Source organism: Sporomusaceae bacterium ACPt, from assembly GCA_041428575.1.
GTDB lineage: Bacteria > Bacillota > Negativicutes > Sporomusales > Sporomusaceae > Sporomusa_D > Sporomusa_D carbonis.
Map to the genome: position 1 here is coordinate 1,113,321 of CP155570.1, position 13,651 is coordinate 1,126,971.

General features: G+C 47.9%; 20 protein-coding genes. 16 read left to right on the plus strand and 4 right to left on the minus strand.

The features are described 5' to 3' along the window. Nucleotides 1–379 precede the first annotated feature (379 nt). The 3 genes from SCACP_RS05555 to SCACP_RS05565 are packed head-to-tail and all read right to left on the minus strand — an operon-like array spanning nt 380 to nt 865. A complete protein-coding gene (locus SCACP_RS05555; RefSeq protein WP_425060387.1) occupies nt 380–517 on the minus strand; it encodes a hypothetical protein in 138 nt (45 codons plus the stop codon). A gap of 25 nt (nt 518–542) precedes the next feature. Next, nucleotides 543–692: a hypothetical protein gene (locus SCACP_RS05560; RefSeq protein ID WP_425060388.1), complete on the minus strand. Its 150-nt coding sequence runs from the start codon at nt 690–692 to the stop codon at nt 543–545. A 44-nt stretch (nt 693–736) separates the two neighbouring features. Then, a complete protein-coding gene (locus SCACP_RS05565; RefSeq protein ID WP_425060389.1) occupies nt 737–865 on the minus strand; it encodes a hypothetical protein in 129 nt (42 codons plus the stop codon). Between the two features lie 167 nt (nt 866–1,032). On the opposite strand from SCACP_RS05565, the gene SCACP_RS05570 reads away from it, so the two are divergent. The 15 genes from SCACP_RS05570 (at nt 1,033) to SCACP_RS05640 (ending at nt 12,546) form a co-directional block, all read left to right on the plus strand. After that, nucleotides 1,033–1,437: an acyl-CoA thioesterase gene (locus tag SCACP_RS05570; protein WP_425060390.1), complete on the plus strand. Its 405-nt coding sequence runs from the start codon at nt 1,033–1,035 to the stop codon at nt 1,435–1,437. A gap of 205 nt (nt 1,438–1,642) precedes the next feature. Continuing rightward, on the plus strand, nt 1,643–2,464 hold the full coding sequence (gene murI, locus SCACP_RS05575; RefSeq protein ID WP_425060391.1) for a glutamate racemase: 822 nt from the start codon (nt 1,643–1,645) through the stop codon (nt 2,462–2,464). A gap of 46 nt (nt 2,465–2,510) precedes the next feature. Continuing rightward, on the plus strand, nt 2,511–3,053 hold the full coding sequence (locus SCACP_RS05580) for a hypothetical protein (RefSeq protein WP_425060392.1): 543 nt from the start codon (nt 2,511–2,513) through the stop codon (nt 3,051–3,053). A 12-nt stretch (nt 3,054–3,065) separates the two neighbouring features. Then, nucleotides 3,066–3,734 (plus strand): coenzyme F420-0:L-glutamate ligase, encoded by a 669-nt coding sequence (locus SCACP_RS05585; RefSeq protein WP_425060393.1) that lies wholly within the window; start codon nt 3,066–3,068, stop codon nt 3,732–3,734. Between the two features lie 64 nt (nt 3,735–3,798). Further along, entirely contained in the window at nt 3,799–4,794 is a 996-nt protein-coding gene (locus tag SCACP_RS05590; protein ID WP_425060394.1) for a 2-hydroxyacyl-CoA dehydratase family protein, read from the plus strand. Between the two features lie 18 nt (nt 4,795–4,812). Then, nucleotides 4,813–5,568, plus strand: a complete 756-nt coding sequence (locus tag SCACP_RS05595; protein ID WP_425060395.1) for an acyl-CoA dehydratase activase — start codon at nt 4,813–4,815, stop codon at nt 5,566–5,568. A 30-nt stretch (nt 5,569–5,598) separates the two neighbouring features. Continuing rightward, the gene (locus tag SCACP_RS05600) at nt 5,599–7,272 is read left to right on the plus strand and encodes a hydantoinase/oxoprolinase family protein (RefSeq protein WP_425060396.1); all 1,674 of its coding nucleotides are present in this window, start codon (nt 5,599–5,601) and stop codon (nt 7,270–7,272) included. Next, entirely contained in the window at nt 7,269–8,588 is a 1,320-nt protein-coding gene (locus tag SCACP_RS05605; protein WP_425060397.1) for a histone deacetylase family protein, read from the plus strand. The genes SCACP_RS05600 and SCACP_RS05605 overlap by 4 nt, the downstream gene beginning before the upstream one ends. Nucleotides 8,589–8,618: 30 nt before the next feature. Then, a complete protein-coding gene (gene rph / locus SCACP_RS05610) occupies nt 8,619–9,362 on the plus strand; it encodes a ribonuclease PH (protein ID WP_425060398.1) in 744 nt (247 codons plus the stop codon). A gap of 2 nt (nt 9,363–9,364) precedes the next feature. Next, entirely contained in the window at nt 9,365–9,973 is a 609-nt protein-coding gene (locus SCACP_RS05615) for an XTP/dITP diphosphatase (protein ID WP_425060399.1), read from the plus strand. Beyond that, complete coding sequence (locus SCACP_RS05620) at nt 9,970–10,446, plus strand: metallophosphoesterase (RefSeq protein ID WP_425060400.1); 477 nt, start codon at nt 9,970–9,972, stop codon at nt 10,444–10,446. Before SCACP_RS05615 ends, SCACP_RS05620 begins: the two co-directional genes overlap by 4 nt. Nucleotides 10,447–10,551: 105 nt before the next feature. Then, nucleotides 10,552–10,983, plus strand: a complete 432-nt coding sequence (locus SCACP_RS05625; protein ID WP_425060401.1) for an RDD family protein — start codon at nt 10,552–10,554, stop codon at nt 10,981–10,983. 176 nt (nt 10,984–11,159) lie between these two features. Next, nucleotides 11,160–11,570, plus strand: a complete 411-nt coding sequence (locus tag SCACP_RS05630) for a nucleotidyltransferase domain-containing protein (RefSeq protein WP_425060402.1) — start codon at nt 11,160–11,162, stop codon at nt 11,568–11,570. A gap of 433 nt (nt 11,571–12,003) precedes the next feature. Then, entirely contained in the window at nt 12,004–12,159 is a 156-nt protein-coding gene (locus SCACP_RS05635) for a transposase domain-containing protein (RefSeq protein ID WP_425060403.1), read from the plus strand. A 135-nt stretch (nt 12,160–12,294) separates the two neighbouring features. Then, complete coding sequence (locus SCACP_RS05640; RefSeq protein ID WP_425060404.1) at nt 12,295–12,546, plus strand: DUF6431 domain-containing protein; 252 nt, start codon at nt 12,295–12,297, stop codon at nt 12,544–12,546. Nucleotides 12,547–12,729: 183 nt separating this feature from the next. Here SCACP_RS05640 and SCACP_RS05645 read toward each other — a convergent pair whose 3' ends face one another. Then, entirely contained in the window at nt 12,730–13,266 is a 537-nt protein-coding gene (locus tag SCACP_RS05645) for a transposase (RefSeq protein ID WP_425060405.1), read from the minus strand. A 121-nt stretch (nt 13,267–13,387) separates the two neighbouring features. On the opposite strand from SCACP_RS05645, the gene SCACP_RS05650 reads away from it, so the two are divergent. Then, complete coding sequence (locus tag SCACP_RS05650; RefSeq protein ID WP_425060406.1) at nt 13,388–13,564, plus strand: hypothetical protein; 177 nt, start codon at nt 13,388–13,390, stop codon at nt 13,562–13,564. Nucleotides 13,565–13,651: the final 87 nt, after the last annotated feature.

Sequence of the window (13,651 nt, forward strand, 5' to 3'; positions counted from 1 at the left end):
AGGTGGCGGGCTAATCAAAGTTTAGGAGGCTGCCATAGATTAGGTACGGCGTTGGAAAGGCCGGGCGATGGAGGAGTAGGTGCTCCTTGCGCACGCTTAAAAACGCATCTGCATAATATGTATCAAACAAAAAAATAATTTTTGGTTAATAATGATATTCTTTAAGAATTCATGAGGGAGTGGTATAAATGTGTCCTTATCATAACAATGGCTGTAAAATCCACCAGCATTATTCTGGTACAAATCTTTGCTCTGAGAATTACTGTGCTTGTGCAAGATATATGTACGCCAGTGTGCGTGGCGTAGTGAGCGTACCGGATAATATGCAGGCTATTGATTATGCTTTGTTACAGCGAAGGGAATAGGTGACAGTTGTCACCTATTCCCGATCGGAATTCTGGGGCTGGTTATTTTGTTGCCGGCTATTGGGAGACTTAGGCGATTGCTCAGTCTGACGCTGATTTTTCGCTTTAGCTTGCCGTATGCTGCGAAACTGGTCCAGAGTTCTACCTCCCACTATATACCCCTCCTTAGTTTTTTTACTATCTTGAGTCTGGCTTATCAAACTGCTCTTCTTGTTTTACATATACATCTTTTTCACTTACAGGCGGTGAATCCTTTTCTTTATTTGCCTTTACAGCATGGGGTAATTTATAGCCGAACTTTTTACCATAGCTACCGGAGCTGTTCAAGAAAATCACCTCCTGTAATAGTTTACCCAAATTGAAAGTAAAGTCTAATAATGCTTAGTGGAAACCTTTGGCGGATAAATAAGTTCAGCTGTTTTCTCTTCTTTTGGTGCTTTTGGGTTTTTTTGAACACCAACATTTCCCGTAGTGTATTTTGCTTCCTTTTTATTTGCCATGATTTCACCTCCGGTGTTAGTTTGCCCATCTCGAGACAATCACACTCGAGACAATCGGGCATTGACAAAATTGCCCAACAAAAGTACAATAAATAGGTGAATTCTACCAGCATGCTGATAGCGTGCTTTTTTTCTTATCAATAATAAACTGAACAGGATAAGCTAACATGATTACAGTACGGGAAAAAGTAAGATTTGTTGAGACTGATATGATGGGGGTGGTGCACCACTCCAACTATTTTCGCTGGTTTGAGATGGCCAGAGTAGAGTATCTGAGGAAGGTCGGTATTTATCTTAATGACATGATGGCTGAGGATATTGTATTTCCGATTACCGATGTCGAGTGCAAGTATCTGGCGTCGGCTAAATTTGACGACTATATTCTCATTGAAGCCACCCTCGTTGAAGTGTCAAAGGTAAAAATGGTATTTACTTACCGGGTGCTGAGAGAACAGGACGATGCGCTTCTGGCTACCGGACGTACACAAAATGCATTTACCAACAAGCAGGGTAAAGTTATTCGTCTGCCAGACAAGTACTTTAAGAAATTAAGCAGCCCTCTGTCAAGTTAAAGGCTGTATTATCCGATAGCTACCGCTACTAATCCCACTGCTTCTTGATGTAGCGGGATAAGTGGCGCTAAGCTATCGGATAAGCTCAACTAAGCATCAGATGGTGTTAAAACCCCATCTGATGCAAGTTTCGCTTCCAACAGCCAGCGCCTGCTGCATATTATATATGGCGCTAAGAGAGACTAACTTGATAGGAGGTGGCATTATGGGAGATAATGCACCAATCGGAATTTTTGATTCCGGACTGGGCGGGCTTACGGTTGTCAGGAAAGTATTAAGCTTGTTGCCGGGAGAAGATATTATATATTTTGGCGATACGGCCCGGATACCTTATGGTTCGCGGCCACCGGCCGAGATTTTAGGGTTTATGCGGGAAATTCTCTTGTTTTTCTCATCACAAAAAGTCAAGATGGCGATAACGGCCTGCAATACTATGACAGCTCTTGGCCTTGAACAGGCAAGAGAACAGTTTCCTTTTTTACTGGTGGGAGTAAACAATGGTGTTAGCGCCGCGCTTAAGGCTAGCAGGAATAAGCGTATCGGTGTTATTGCCACTGAGGCTACTATTAACAGCGGTAAACACGCTGCTGCCATTAGAGCTGCTGATTCGGACACAACAGTTTTTCCTCAGGCTTGTCCGCAATTTGTGCCGCTGATTGAACAGGAAAAGTTAAGTGGTCCGGAGATTGAGGCTGCGGCCAGAGAATATTTGACGCCGCTTAAAGAGGCTAAAGTCGATACACTGATCTTAGGGTGTACTCACTATCCGTTTATAAGCCCGTTAATTAGTGAAATTATGGGGCCAGAAACCATTCTCATTGACCCGGCCAGGGAAACTGCGGCTGATGCACGGGTTATGCTGGCGCATCACCAGAAACTTGCCACCGGCGGGAAAGGGCACGTACGGTTGTGTTTTTCGGCTGATTTGCCGCGGGCCGAACGGGTTGCCGCCTGCGCTCTGGATTATTCCCGGGCCTCAGTCACTCAGCCTAAGTTTGAGCTCATTAATTTGCCGGATTATTTTTAAAAATACATAGGGTTTTCTTACTGATACCCGATATGGAGGCAGTAGTGTGGAATTTTTAGCAGTTTTACTCATTCTTGTGTTAGGCGCGGTTGTTGCCGTGTGGTTGTATATTGCCAATCAGGGGGATGCCAGCTTCAAGTTTATTGTTGACCAGCGCACTGATTTTACTCTCAAGGCTTTAACTAAGGATACAGCTGTTTTTTCAACCACTGTGCCATTTGTTAATAACGGCACGCAGGATGGTACGCTAATGGATGTTTTTCCCCGCCATTTTTTGCCGTGTGAGCAGTTTGATGCTGTAGACACCGATACACGGCTGACACTTGACAGCGCTAACCGGACTGACGGTTACTGGGAAGCCAATATTGTTCCCAAAGGAACAGGTGGTTCAATTATTTTGACAGTGAAATTTACCGCCAAGTCTGGCGACATTATTGCTGCACTCAAGAATATGGTTGATATGCCGATTGATATTATCTATCAAGTTGTCGCCCGCAGCCCATGGTATCTCGCCAAGACCAGGCTGATTATGACGGCCGACGAAATACACAAGGCTCTTGCCGCCGGTCAGCAAACGGTAGCCAGATAGGGAGGAATACATATGACAGAACAGGTGTTGGAGCTGAAACCGGTACGCACCCGGATATTAACTGCCAAGGATAATATTGTCGATGTAATTGAGCAATATGCCAAAGATGATATTGGTCCGAACGATGTAGTATCGGTTGCTGAAAGCGTTGTGGCGATTACCCAGGGGCGGATGGTGCGGCCTGAAGAATTGAATCCGTCGTTTTTAGCCCGGGTTTTGTGCCGGTTTGTGCCGCAGAAAGGCAGCCTGTCAAGTATATATGGCATGCAGGCTGCTATGGATGCCGAAGGCAAGTGGCGGGTAGCCTGGGCCATGCTGATTGGCATGCTGGGCAAAGTTGTCGGAAGAAGCGGGTTGTTTTATGAGTTGGCCGGTGAACAGGCGGCGCTTATTGATGATGTTACCGGAACAATGCCGCCATTTGATAAGTACATAGTGTACGGTCCGGCTGACCCCAGCGGGGTGGCTGAAGCTATAAAACAGCGTCTGGGGTGCTACGGTGCGGCTGTAGCTGATGTCAACGACCTGAAGCGGGCCGCTGTATTAGGCGTGACCCAAGGGCTTAACCCTAAGGAAGTGGCCCGGATTCTTATTGATAATCCGTTTGGCAATGCCAGCCAAAAAACACCCATTGTTATAATCAAAAATTACGGTTTGGCTGTACAAAAGGCTGCTGAATAAGTTTTTCCGACAGACAGAGGGTAGAGGACTATCCTCTGTCTTAATATCTAGGAGGCGAGATGTTATGGCCCGCATCGGCATTACTACCACTGTGCCGGTGGAAATTATCTTAGCAGCCGGGCATATCCCGGTTGACCTTAACAATATATTTATAACCAGCCCGGAAGCCTCGCGGCTGGTGGAGACAGCCGAAGATGCCGGTTATCCCCGGAATATTTGCGGCTGGATAAAAGGATTATACGCTGTTGTGGTTAATAAGAATATTAATGCCAACTTTGGCGGTATTGACAAAGTTATTGCCGTAACCCAGGGTGACTGCAGCAATACCCACGCGCTCATGGAAACCTATGAGCTGGCCGGTATCGAAACCATTCCGTTTGCCTATCCCTTTGACCGCGATTATGACTTATTGAAATTGCAGATGGAAAAGCTCATGGATACTTTAGGGACAAACTGGGAGGCGGTGAATAACGTCAAACGCCGACTTGATCAAGTGCGGCTGAAAGTCGCCGAGATTGACCGGCTGACCTGGCAGGAAAACACAGTGAGCGGTCTGCACAACCACTTATATCAGGTAAGCTGCAGTGATTTTAACAGTGATGTGGCCGCTTTTGCCCAAGATGTGGACAGATTCCTGGCTGAGGCTGACAATGCTCCCGAGTATGCCGATGAACTCCGGCTGGGGTATATCGGGGTGCCGCCTATTTTTACCGACTTGTATGCGTATTTGGAAACAATGGGGGCCCGGGTGGTGTATAACGAAGTGCAGCGCCAGTTTGCCATGCCGTTTGCCACAGATGATATTGTCGAGCAGTACCGGCTGTACACTTATCCTTATGGCGTTTTTGGCCGGATCAAAGATATTCAGGCGGAGATTGAACGGCGCAATCTGGACGGTATTATTCATTATGTTCAGAGCTTTTGCTTCCGCCAGATTGAAGACCTCATCCTGCGGGAAAAGCTGGATGTGCCTATATTAACCATCGAAGGCGATAAGCCGGGTAAAATTGACGCCAGAACCAGGCTTCGGATTGATGGTTTTCTGGAAATGCTGCGCTAGAATAAAAGGAGGAAGGCTATGAGGTGTGGCATTGATTTAGGCAGCCGCAGCGTCAAGCTGGTGATCATGGAGGCGGACACCAAAGAGATCAAGGCCGCCAATCTGTATGAGACGGCTAAGTTTTACCGGGACTATGGCCGGCGGACCGATGACGGACTGGCTGTTGATTTTGCCGCACTCGGGTTTCCGGAAGTAACCCGGCTGACAGCTACCGGCTATGGCCGCAACACCCTAAACATTGTTGGTGCGACGATAATTCCTGAGTTGAAAGCCCATGTACTGGGGGCAATGCATCAAACCGGACTGACTGATTTTACATTACTTGACTTAGGCGGCCAGGACAGCAAAGTAATTAAAGTACGCAAAGGCCGGATGGTGGATTTCCAGACCAATGATAAATGCGCCGCCAGCACCGGGCGCTATCTTGAGAATATGGCGGCAGTTCTTGGCATAAGTTTAGAAGAACTGGCAGGCCATAGTGAAAATCCGGTTGAGCTTAGCGCTACCTGCGCTATTTTTGGAGAATCTGAGCTTATCGGGCGTATTGTCGAAGGTTATAGTACAGCCGAACTGGCAGCCGGAGTCAATTATACAATTTATAAACGGATAAAACCCATGCTGGGAGCGCTGAAAAGCGACAAAGTGGTATTTACCGGCGGCGTTGCCTTAGGCGGCGCGATCAGGGAATTCATTACCCGGGAAATGAATATTGAAGTTATTGTGCCTGATCATCCCCAACTTAATGGTGCGATTGGCTGTGCTGTATGTAATTAGCCGGCCAAAGCGGTTTGGAGGCGAAAAGTTGTGTTGCTGGGAATTGATGTTGGCGGGACATTTACTGATGCCGTGGTTATTAGGAACGGAAAGATTTTGGCGTCAGCCAAAACTCCTACAACCCACTACGAGTTGTTGAACGGGATTATAACGGCAATTGACAAGGTGCTTGCGAAAATTAATTTACGGGAAGTCAAAAGGGTGGCGCTGTCGACAACCATTGTGACGAATGCTTTAGTTGAGGGCAAGATTGACAAAGTGGCGCTGCTCTTACTGCCGGGGCCGGGCCTTAATCTGGCCGGGCTGACGCCTGCTCAGCCGTATTTTTTATCAGGCTATACCGACCACCGGGGCCGCGAACAGGCTGCACCTGTCAAAGATGAAGTTGTGGCCGTTTGCCGGGAAATAAAGGATTGTAAAGCGGTAGCTGTAGCCGGCAAGTTTGCCGTACGTAACCCTGCGCAGGAACAGGTTGTAGCCGGCTGGGCAGGCGAGTGCCTTAAGCCTGCCCATATAACGCTGGGAGCCGAACTATCAGGGGCGCTGAATTATCTCCGACGGGTCAACTCTGCTTACTATAATTCAGCGGTATGGCGTATATTTACTAATTTTGCCGTGGCCATTGAAGCGGCGTTGGCCGAGCGGGGGGTTGCCGCGCCTGTATACATTCTCAAAGCCGACGGCGGCACATTACCGCTGGCAGCCGCCAAGGCAAGACCGGTTGAAGCTATTTTTACCGGTCCGGCGGCCAGTGTGCTTGGTATTATGGCGTTGGCGGCGCCGGAGGGTCCGGCGGTGTCTTTGGATATTGGCGGCACGACCACCGATATTGCATTATGGCAAAATGGCGCGCCGCTATTTGCGCCAGGCGGGGCCAGAGTGAACGGTTTTCCTACAGCGGTACGCTCTTTTTGGCTGCGTTCGGTAGGAGTCGGCGGCGACAGCTATGTCCGGCGGGAGAACGGCCGTATAGCTGTTGGCCCCATGCGGCGCGGCCCGGCTATGGCGAACGGCGGGCCTGAGCCTGCTGTAACCGATGCTCTGATAGTGGCCGGACTGATTGATTACGGCGATGTGGCACTGGCCAGGCAGGCTATGACGAAGGTTGCGGCTACCGGCCAGACGCCCGAGGATGCTGCCTGGGAAGCACTGCGCACGGCGGCCGATATTGTTTGTCAGGCCATCCGCGATATGCTGGCTGAACAGGCGGCCATGCCTGTCTATAAGGTGGAAGATATTGTCTATGGCGAAAAATTTATACCCAAACTTGTTATCGGTGTAGGCGGTGCTGCTTTGGGGCTGGCACCGCTGGTGGCTGAACAAATGGAACTGCCGTGGCAGGTACCGCCGGGACATATGGTAGCTAATGCCGTAGGGGCGGCTTCAGCCCGGCAAACGACCGAAATTACTCTCCGGGCTGATACGGCGCAAGGTTTTTATACTGTGCCTGAACTAGGGATTAAACGGGATATTGACAGGCGGCGGTTTACCCTTGACGATGCCTGGGCGGCTGCCGATAATCATCTTGCCGAACGCGCGGCAGCCGGCGGCCTAACCGAAGCCACTTGCCACAGCGAACGCTTGTATGAAGAAGAGTTTAATGTCATCCGGGGATTTAACACGATCGGTAAAATTATAACCTGCAAGCTGCAGTTAAAACCGGGTGTGCTTACGCAGGTTACGGCGCAGGAGGTGGGACAATGACTGGTAAATCACTTGGTCTGGTGTTTTTTCCGGCTTTTGACTGGGCGATAACGCCGTCGCACCCGGAACGGGAAGAACGTCTCCTGTATACCCGGGACCAAATTGTCGAAGAAGGATTGCTGGACTTACCGGCTATCAGAGAATACCGGCCGCGGTTGGCCCAAATACAGGATGCCGAGCGTGTGCACATCGGTGTGCCGGATATCGCCTCCCTCATTACTGATGCCCACCTGGTTTCCGCCGGTGGAGCAATAACAGCGGCGGAAGCCGTGATGCATCGCGAGGTTAACCGCGCTTTTGCGTTGGTGCGGCCTCCCGGACACCATGCCATGCGGGTGGTCCATGGCACACGGGGTTTTTGTACTATCAACATCGAAGCCATAATGGTAGAATACTTGCGTCGCTACTACGGTTTAAACCGGGTGGCCATTGTTGATACTGATGTCCATCACGGTGACGGTACGCAGGACATTTTTTACCACGACCCGGATACGTTGTTTATTTCATTTCACCAGGACGGACGCACGCTGTATCCGGGTACGGGAGCTATTCATGAAATGGGCAGCCCGGGGGCGTTATGCTCAACTGTTAATATTCCGCTGCCGCCCGGCACTACTGACGCCGGCCTGCATTATGTGCTTGATAACCTTGTTTTACCTGTGCTTGAGGATTTCAAGCCGGACATTATTATCAACTCAGCCGGGCAGGATAATCACTATAGCGACCCGCTGGCCAATATGGCTGTAACGGCGCAAGGGTACGCGCTTCTGGCGGAAAAACTAAAGGCTGATATTGCTGTGCTTGAAGGCGGGTACTCTATTGAAGATGCCTTGCCCTATGTTAATACCGGTATCATTTTGGCTATGGCCGGCCTGGATTACAGCCGGGTGATCGAACCAGATATTGCCCGCTGCCCGCGGCAGTCGGATGCCAATACCAGATACATAGCCAAATTGGTGACTGAGTGGCAGGAGATTTGGCATGCGAGGAACAAACTGCGTCATGAGGCTGTCGCTAAAGCCGGAGATTTTTGGCAACGCCGCCGCGGCATTTACTATGACGACAGCGGTATCCAGGAACAGCGGACCGAAACAGTACGGTTATGCCCGCGTTGCCACGGTTATTTAACAATTTCCACTCAAGCCGAGGGGTATCCGTTTGGGAGAAAGTCGGCTTTTGCCGCCATTATCCCCCGGAATGCCTGTCCGGTGTGCCGCAACCAGGCGCATGATGCCGTTCAAAAAGCCAAAAAAGAAGGCCGGCATGACCACTGCTTTATACAAGACAAAGATAAAGACACATTGGAACACATCTAAGTAAACTATTGAGCACTAAGGAGGCCAATTATGACCAGAGCAGACGGGCGCGCGGCTGATGAACTGCGGCAAGTGAGAATTACCCGGAATTATTTAAAATACGCCGAGGGCTCAGCGTTGATTGAAGTGGGTGACACTAAGGTTATTTGCGCCGCTACCATAGAAGACAAGGTGCCACCCTTTTTAAAAGGCACCGGGGAAGGTTGGGTAAGCGCTGAATACTCGCTATTGCCGCGTTCTACGCAAACCCGTAACATCCGGGAAGCTGCCAGAGGCAAAGTGACCGGCCGCACCCATGAAATACAGCGGCTTATCGGCCGGGCGTTACGCAGCGTAATTGATCTTAAGGCCCTGGGAGAAAAAACCATATGGTTGGATTGTGATGTTGTGCAGGCTGACGGCGGTACCCGTACGGCGGCCATAACCGGATCATTTGTAGCGTTGGTTGATGCTGTTAACAGCATTTGGGGGAGCAATCCCAAGCCCTTTCCGGTGAAGGATTTTTTAGCCGCTGTCAGTGTTGGTATTTTGCCTGGCGGGGTGGCTCTGGACCTTTGCTATAGCGAGGATTCTACCGCTATTGTTGATATGAATCTGGTAATGACAGGCAGCGGACAGTTTGTCGAAGTCCAGGGAACCGGCGAGAAAGGCGTTTTTACGCAAACACAGTTAAACGAAATGCTTACTGTCGGCGCCCAAGGCATTAATGCTTTGCTCGATATTCAGAAAGAAACGCTCGGACAGTTGTCATGGAAAGTAGGCCGGGAGGGATAACAGTGCAACAGGCAACACAAGAGATTGTTGTCGCCAGTAAAAACGCCGGCAAAGTAGCCGAGATTAAAGCGGCACTAACCGGGCTGCCGTATACAGTTGTGTCGCTGGCTGATTTGGGAAGTTTTCCCGAAGCGCCGGAAAATGGCGTGACTTTTGCCGAAAATGCGTGTTCCAAAGCCGGGTTTTATGCACGGTTAACAGGCCGGCTGTGCCTTGCTGATGATTCCGGTTTGGAAGTGGACTATTTGAAGGGGGCTCCAGGGGTTTATTCAGCCCGGTACGCTGGTGAGCATGCCAGTGATGCGGATAACAACCAAAAACTGCTCGACAATTTGATTGGCGTTCCACCGGAAAAACGGACAGGTAGATTCCGGTGCGTGCTGGCACTGGCTGATGCCGGAAAAACTCTGTTGACTGCCGAAGGGGCGGTAGAAGGTATTATCCTGTCTGAACCGCGCGGAGACAAAGGCTTTGGTTACGACCCCTTGTTTTTCCTGCCTGAATTTGACCGGACACTGGCAGAGATGTCGCCTGAAGAAAAAAATGTCATAAGTCACCGGGGCCGGGCCTTAAAGGCCTTGGTAAAACAGTTGGCGGCGATGGGAAAATGAGAATCGGCGTTGTCAGCGACAGCCATGGTGATGTTAAGGTTTTAAAACATGTTGTTACTGTTGCCGGACCGGTTGACAGTTGGCTGCATGCAGGCGACTACTGTCAAGACGGCTGGCATCTGGAAAAATTGACGGGTCTGCCGGTAACGGCGGTGGCTGGCAACTGTGACCGGCAGACCAGTGCGCTTGCCGATGAGTATGTCGAACTTGCCGGTAAAACCATCTGGCTTACCCATGGGCACCGGCATAATGTGAAATACGGTGTCAATGAACTGGTGTGGTGGGGAAAGCAGTATGGCGTCAGTATTGTGATTTTCGGCCATACTCATATTCCGTACAATCGCTGGCATGACGGCATCCTGCTGTTTAATCCCGGCAGCCCCAGAGCCCCGAGGGGCGGGGCTGCGCCCAGTTGCGGAATTTTGACTGTCAGCACTGACGGTAATATTGAGGGACAGATAATAGAGTTTTGACCTTGCCTATTTAGGTGAGGTTTTTTTCTTTCACCCCCGGATCTGCAAACGCATAGATTAATATATCAGGATTATGCGTTAAAAGCCAAAGGGGGTGGAAGAGACATGAATGCATCTGATAAAATTATTGTGCCGACTGCCGGGGCCGGTGTCGGTATCCGGGCGGCAGCCACTGTTATAGACGGCTTTATTCTAATGGTTACAACGGCGGTAATGGCAGTAATTTCAGGTACTGTCGATAGTAGTATTCAGCTTGACGGTTTGCCTTATTTTTACTCATTGTTGTTAGGTTTCTGCTACTACAGCTATTTCGAAGGCCTGCACGGAGCTACTCCCGGCAAATTACTTTGCGGTCTCAAAGTAGTCAAAACCGATGGCTTCCCCTGCGACCTGCGGGCAGCAGTAGTCCGTACCATTTGCCGTATTATAGACGGTTTATTCGGATATCTTGTTGGCGCTGTGTTGGTGTGGACATCAACGCGCAATCAGCGTCTGGGTGACCGCCTGACTAATACTATGGTGATTAGGGTAAAATAGTCGCTAATGAAACAACCTGCACTCCACTTTGCCGGTGGGGGCAGGTTGTTTTGCTTTTACAAACCTATGTACAGGTTTCAAAGGATAATTTCCATTTATATGCAATTAAATGGAGGATTTGGTAAAATAATATAGAATAGTTCAAAAATAATTTGCTATTTATGGAGTTAATTAGTATGCATAAAGTGCTTTATAAAATTTGTCAGTATCTTCAAGCTTGCCATAAAGTAACCGCCGTCTGGCTGTACAACTCTATTGACCAAGGAACTGACCTAGTTAACAGCACTATTAATGTTGCAGTACTGTTTGAAAGTGAAGTTACCGTTGAAGAACGTTGTAATTTGTGTCGTGATATTGGTATTAATGTTGAGAAGATATCCGGGCAAAAGGTCGATGTAACTGATATGGAAACTGCGTCGCTATTTATGCAATGGCAAGTACGTAATACAGGAAAACTTGTTGTAGAAAAGGACCGAAAAAAACGAGTGGATTTTGATGTGCGTTCCCGTAGAGAATATTTCGATTTCCTGCCTGTGTTAGAAAGATATCGGACGGCAGCCTTGCATAAGAAAGGAGTGAAAGAGTAAGTGATACAGATGGTGAAAATAAGGGAAGGGGTATCTTTCATAAAACTTAGGATCTAAGTTTTATTTCAATAGCCCATTGAGGAATTTAAACCTCACCCTGATTAAAAAAACAATGTAGGACTTAATTATTGACCACAGAGGATTTTTTTTTTGAAAAAATACCAATTTATTAAATGGAAAAAGAAGGAATATGGTTATATTTGTCAAAAACTTTCAATATACCACTTACTCTGATTAAATAAGGAGTTATATGTTATGCGCCTGAGATTTTATTTGACCACTCCTAAAGGCAATGGACCAATTGGAACAATCCCCATGGATTTTCGAAGACATTGTATCTCTTTCGTTAAGAGTATACTGGAGCCTTATCCCGTTTTTGAACGCTTCGAACAGGACAGGCCCGGATTTAGCCCATATGTCCTAGGATTGTATCGTGGAAACTGCCAAGGAAAACGGATTAAATGTAAATCGATATCTGACTTGGCTGCTTGAGCAGTTGCCAACGATTGATCTGCAAGATAAAGAAGCTTTAGATACTCTCTTGCCATGGTCGCCACAAGTACCAGCTAACTGCAAATTAAAACAATAGCTTAATCCTCATCTTGCTTCAAGGTGGGGATTTTTTGACGCTTACACTGGTATGACCATTGTAGCAAATTATGAGCTTGTTGAAAATCCCAAGCTTGGAATTTTTCGTTAGGAGCACGGAGCAAATTCCCTGCCCATGCTGTGGTGGGCGCCTAAACGTGATTGGCAGTCGCAAAGTCTTTTCAAAATAATAGTGATACGCCGTCTGAAATGTAGTCATTGCAATCGGATTCATCATGATTTACCGGATTTTGGGGTTCCGTACAAACGGTATGTCGGCGAAGCCATTGAGTCAGTCGTTGCTAATACAATGCAGGCTGCCGCACTTCGACCGCTCGCAGGTTATGGAATACATAAAATTGACGATCCTCTAATCACAATATGGTAATATCCGCTATTACTTTTCTCCCGCCGTTTTCTTGTCACTGCTAATCACCCTTCTCCAGGATAAATCGGAAAAGATATTTTTATCAAGACAAAAGAACCGTCACCATGTCTCCTACACCATGTCTCCCAGCCTTGAGAATCAAGGGGAATCAAGGGGACGTTCTTTTTGCTTCCTTTCCTTTGCTTACACCTTAAAAATAATACTTTGATGAATCCCGGTCACTCTTGCAATTTGTCGCTGTGTTACTCCTGGGATTCCTTTGATTTGTTTAATAATTTTATTACGTTGCTCAATATCCAGACTCTGCAAAATTCCAATCGGTTGCCCATTCAGAAGCTCTTTCACTTCTTGGGCTAAATCCTCATCACTTTTGCGGTGTTTCACTGAAACATCCAAAAATTGATCGGTATTTGTTTTCTGCATAAAATCGGTAAATTGCTTTATAGCAATTTCTCTGTTGCTATTAAAAATATCCAAAACAAACGACATGGTAAGCAGTCCAAAAGATTCCTTTTCTCCATAATATGCCGGACAACTACTCCATTTGTACTCCTCAGGTATTTCTACCAGCTTTGCTTTTACTGGGTTATTATGGATGTACCTTAACACCCCCAACAGATATGCTTCTGTTTCGACGGTCTCGCTTTGAAAACGATTCTGAAACACATGTCCGACTCGATCATATTTTTGATTATACCACCATGTGTATGTGCTATTCACGCGATCATCGTCCTGGCCTTAAATAACTAGCAATCGGTCTTTTGGTTACCTATGAACCTATCGCCCATACTGTTTTTCCTGGTAAGCAGTCGGGTAAGGTGTAATTATTTTTGGAGCTGTTGTGCTATCCGGAAAAAGTAGCCGCCATATCCTGTCGGTGCTCGGCAAGCTAAAAGCCGTTGACCAAAAGTTTTTAGAGAATCGCATATACAACATTACCAAACTAAAGCCAGAGCAACTTCATTTCTTCAAGGCACTTGGCGTACCTGTTCCGGAAAGGGTTATTTTGCAGAAATGACCTCTATTGGGGTTTGTAGTGAAAAACACCACTGCAGAACCCTTATTTCTTAAGGGGGGTGCTGCCAAAGTCCGGATAAAACAGAGA

Excerpts from the sequence above, each read along its gene's own strand:
- SCACP_RS05565 (WP_425060389.1), bottom strand. The coding sequence starts at position 865 with ATGGCAAATAAAAAGGAAGCAAAATACACTACGGGAAATGTTGGTGTT.
- SCACP_RS05570 (WP_425060390.1), top strand. The coding sequence starts at position 1,033 with ATGATTACAGTACGGGAAAAAGTAAGATTTGTTGAGACTGATATGATG.
- murI (WP_425060391.1), top strand. The coding sequence starts at position 1,643 with ATGGGAGATAATGCACCAATCGGAATTTTTGATTCCGGACTGGGCGGG.
- SCACP_RS05585 (WP_425060393.1), top strand. The coding sequence starts at position 3,066 with ATGACAGAACAGGTGTTGGAGCTGAAACCGGTACGCACCCGGATATTA.
- SCACP_RS05590 (WP_425060394.1), top strand. The coding sequence starts at position 3,799 with ATGGCCCGCATCGGCATTACTACCACTGTGCCGGTGGAAATTATCTTA.
- SCACP_RS05595 (WP_425060395.1), top strand. The coding sequence starts at position 4,813 with ATGAGGTGTGGCATTGATTTAGGCAGCCGCAGCGTCAAGCTGGTGATC.
- SCACP_RS05605 (WP_425060397.1), top strand. The coding sequence starts at position 7,269 with ATGACTGGTAAATCACTTGGTCTGGTGTTTTTTCCGGCTTTTGACTGG.
- rph (WP_425060398.1), top strand. The coding sequence starts at position 8,619 with ATGACCAGAGCAGACGGGCGCGCGGCTGATGAACTGCGGCAAGTGAGA.
- SCACP_RS05620 (WP_425060400.1), top strand. The coding sequence starts at position 9,970 with ATGAGAATCGGCGTTGTCAGCGACAGCCATGGTGATGTTAAGGTTTTA.
- SCACP_RS05625 (WP_425060401.1), top strand. The coding sequence starts at position 10,552 with ATGAATGCATCTGATAAAATTATTGTGCCGACTGCCGGGGCCGGTGTC.
- SCACP_RS05630 (WP_425060402.1), top strand. The coding sequence starts at position 11,160 with ATGCATAAAGTGCTTTATAAAATTTGTCAGTATCTTCAAGCTTGCCAT.
- SCACP_RS05640 (WP_425060404.1), top strand. The coding sequence starts at position 12,295 with ATGCTGTGGTGGGCGCCTAAACGTGATTGGCAGTCGCAAAGTCTTTTC.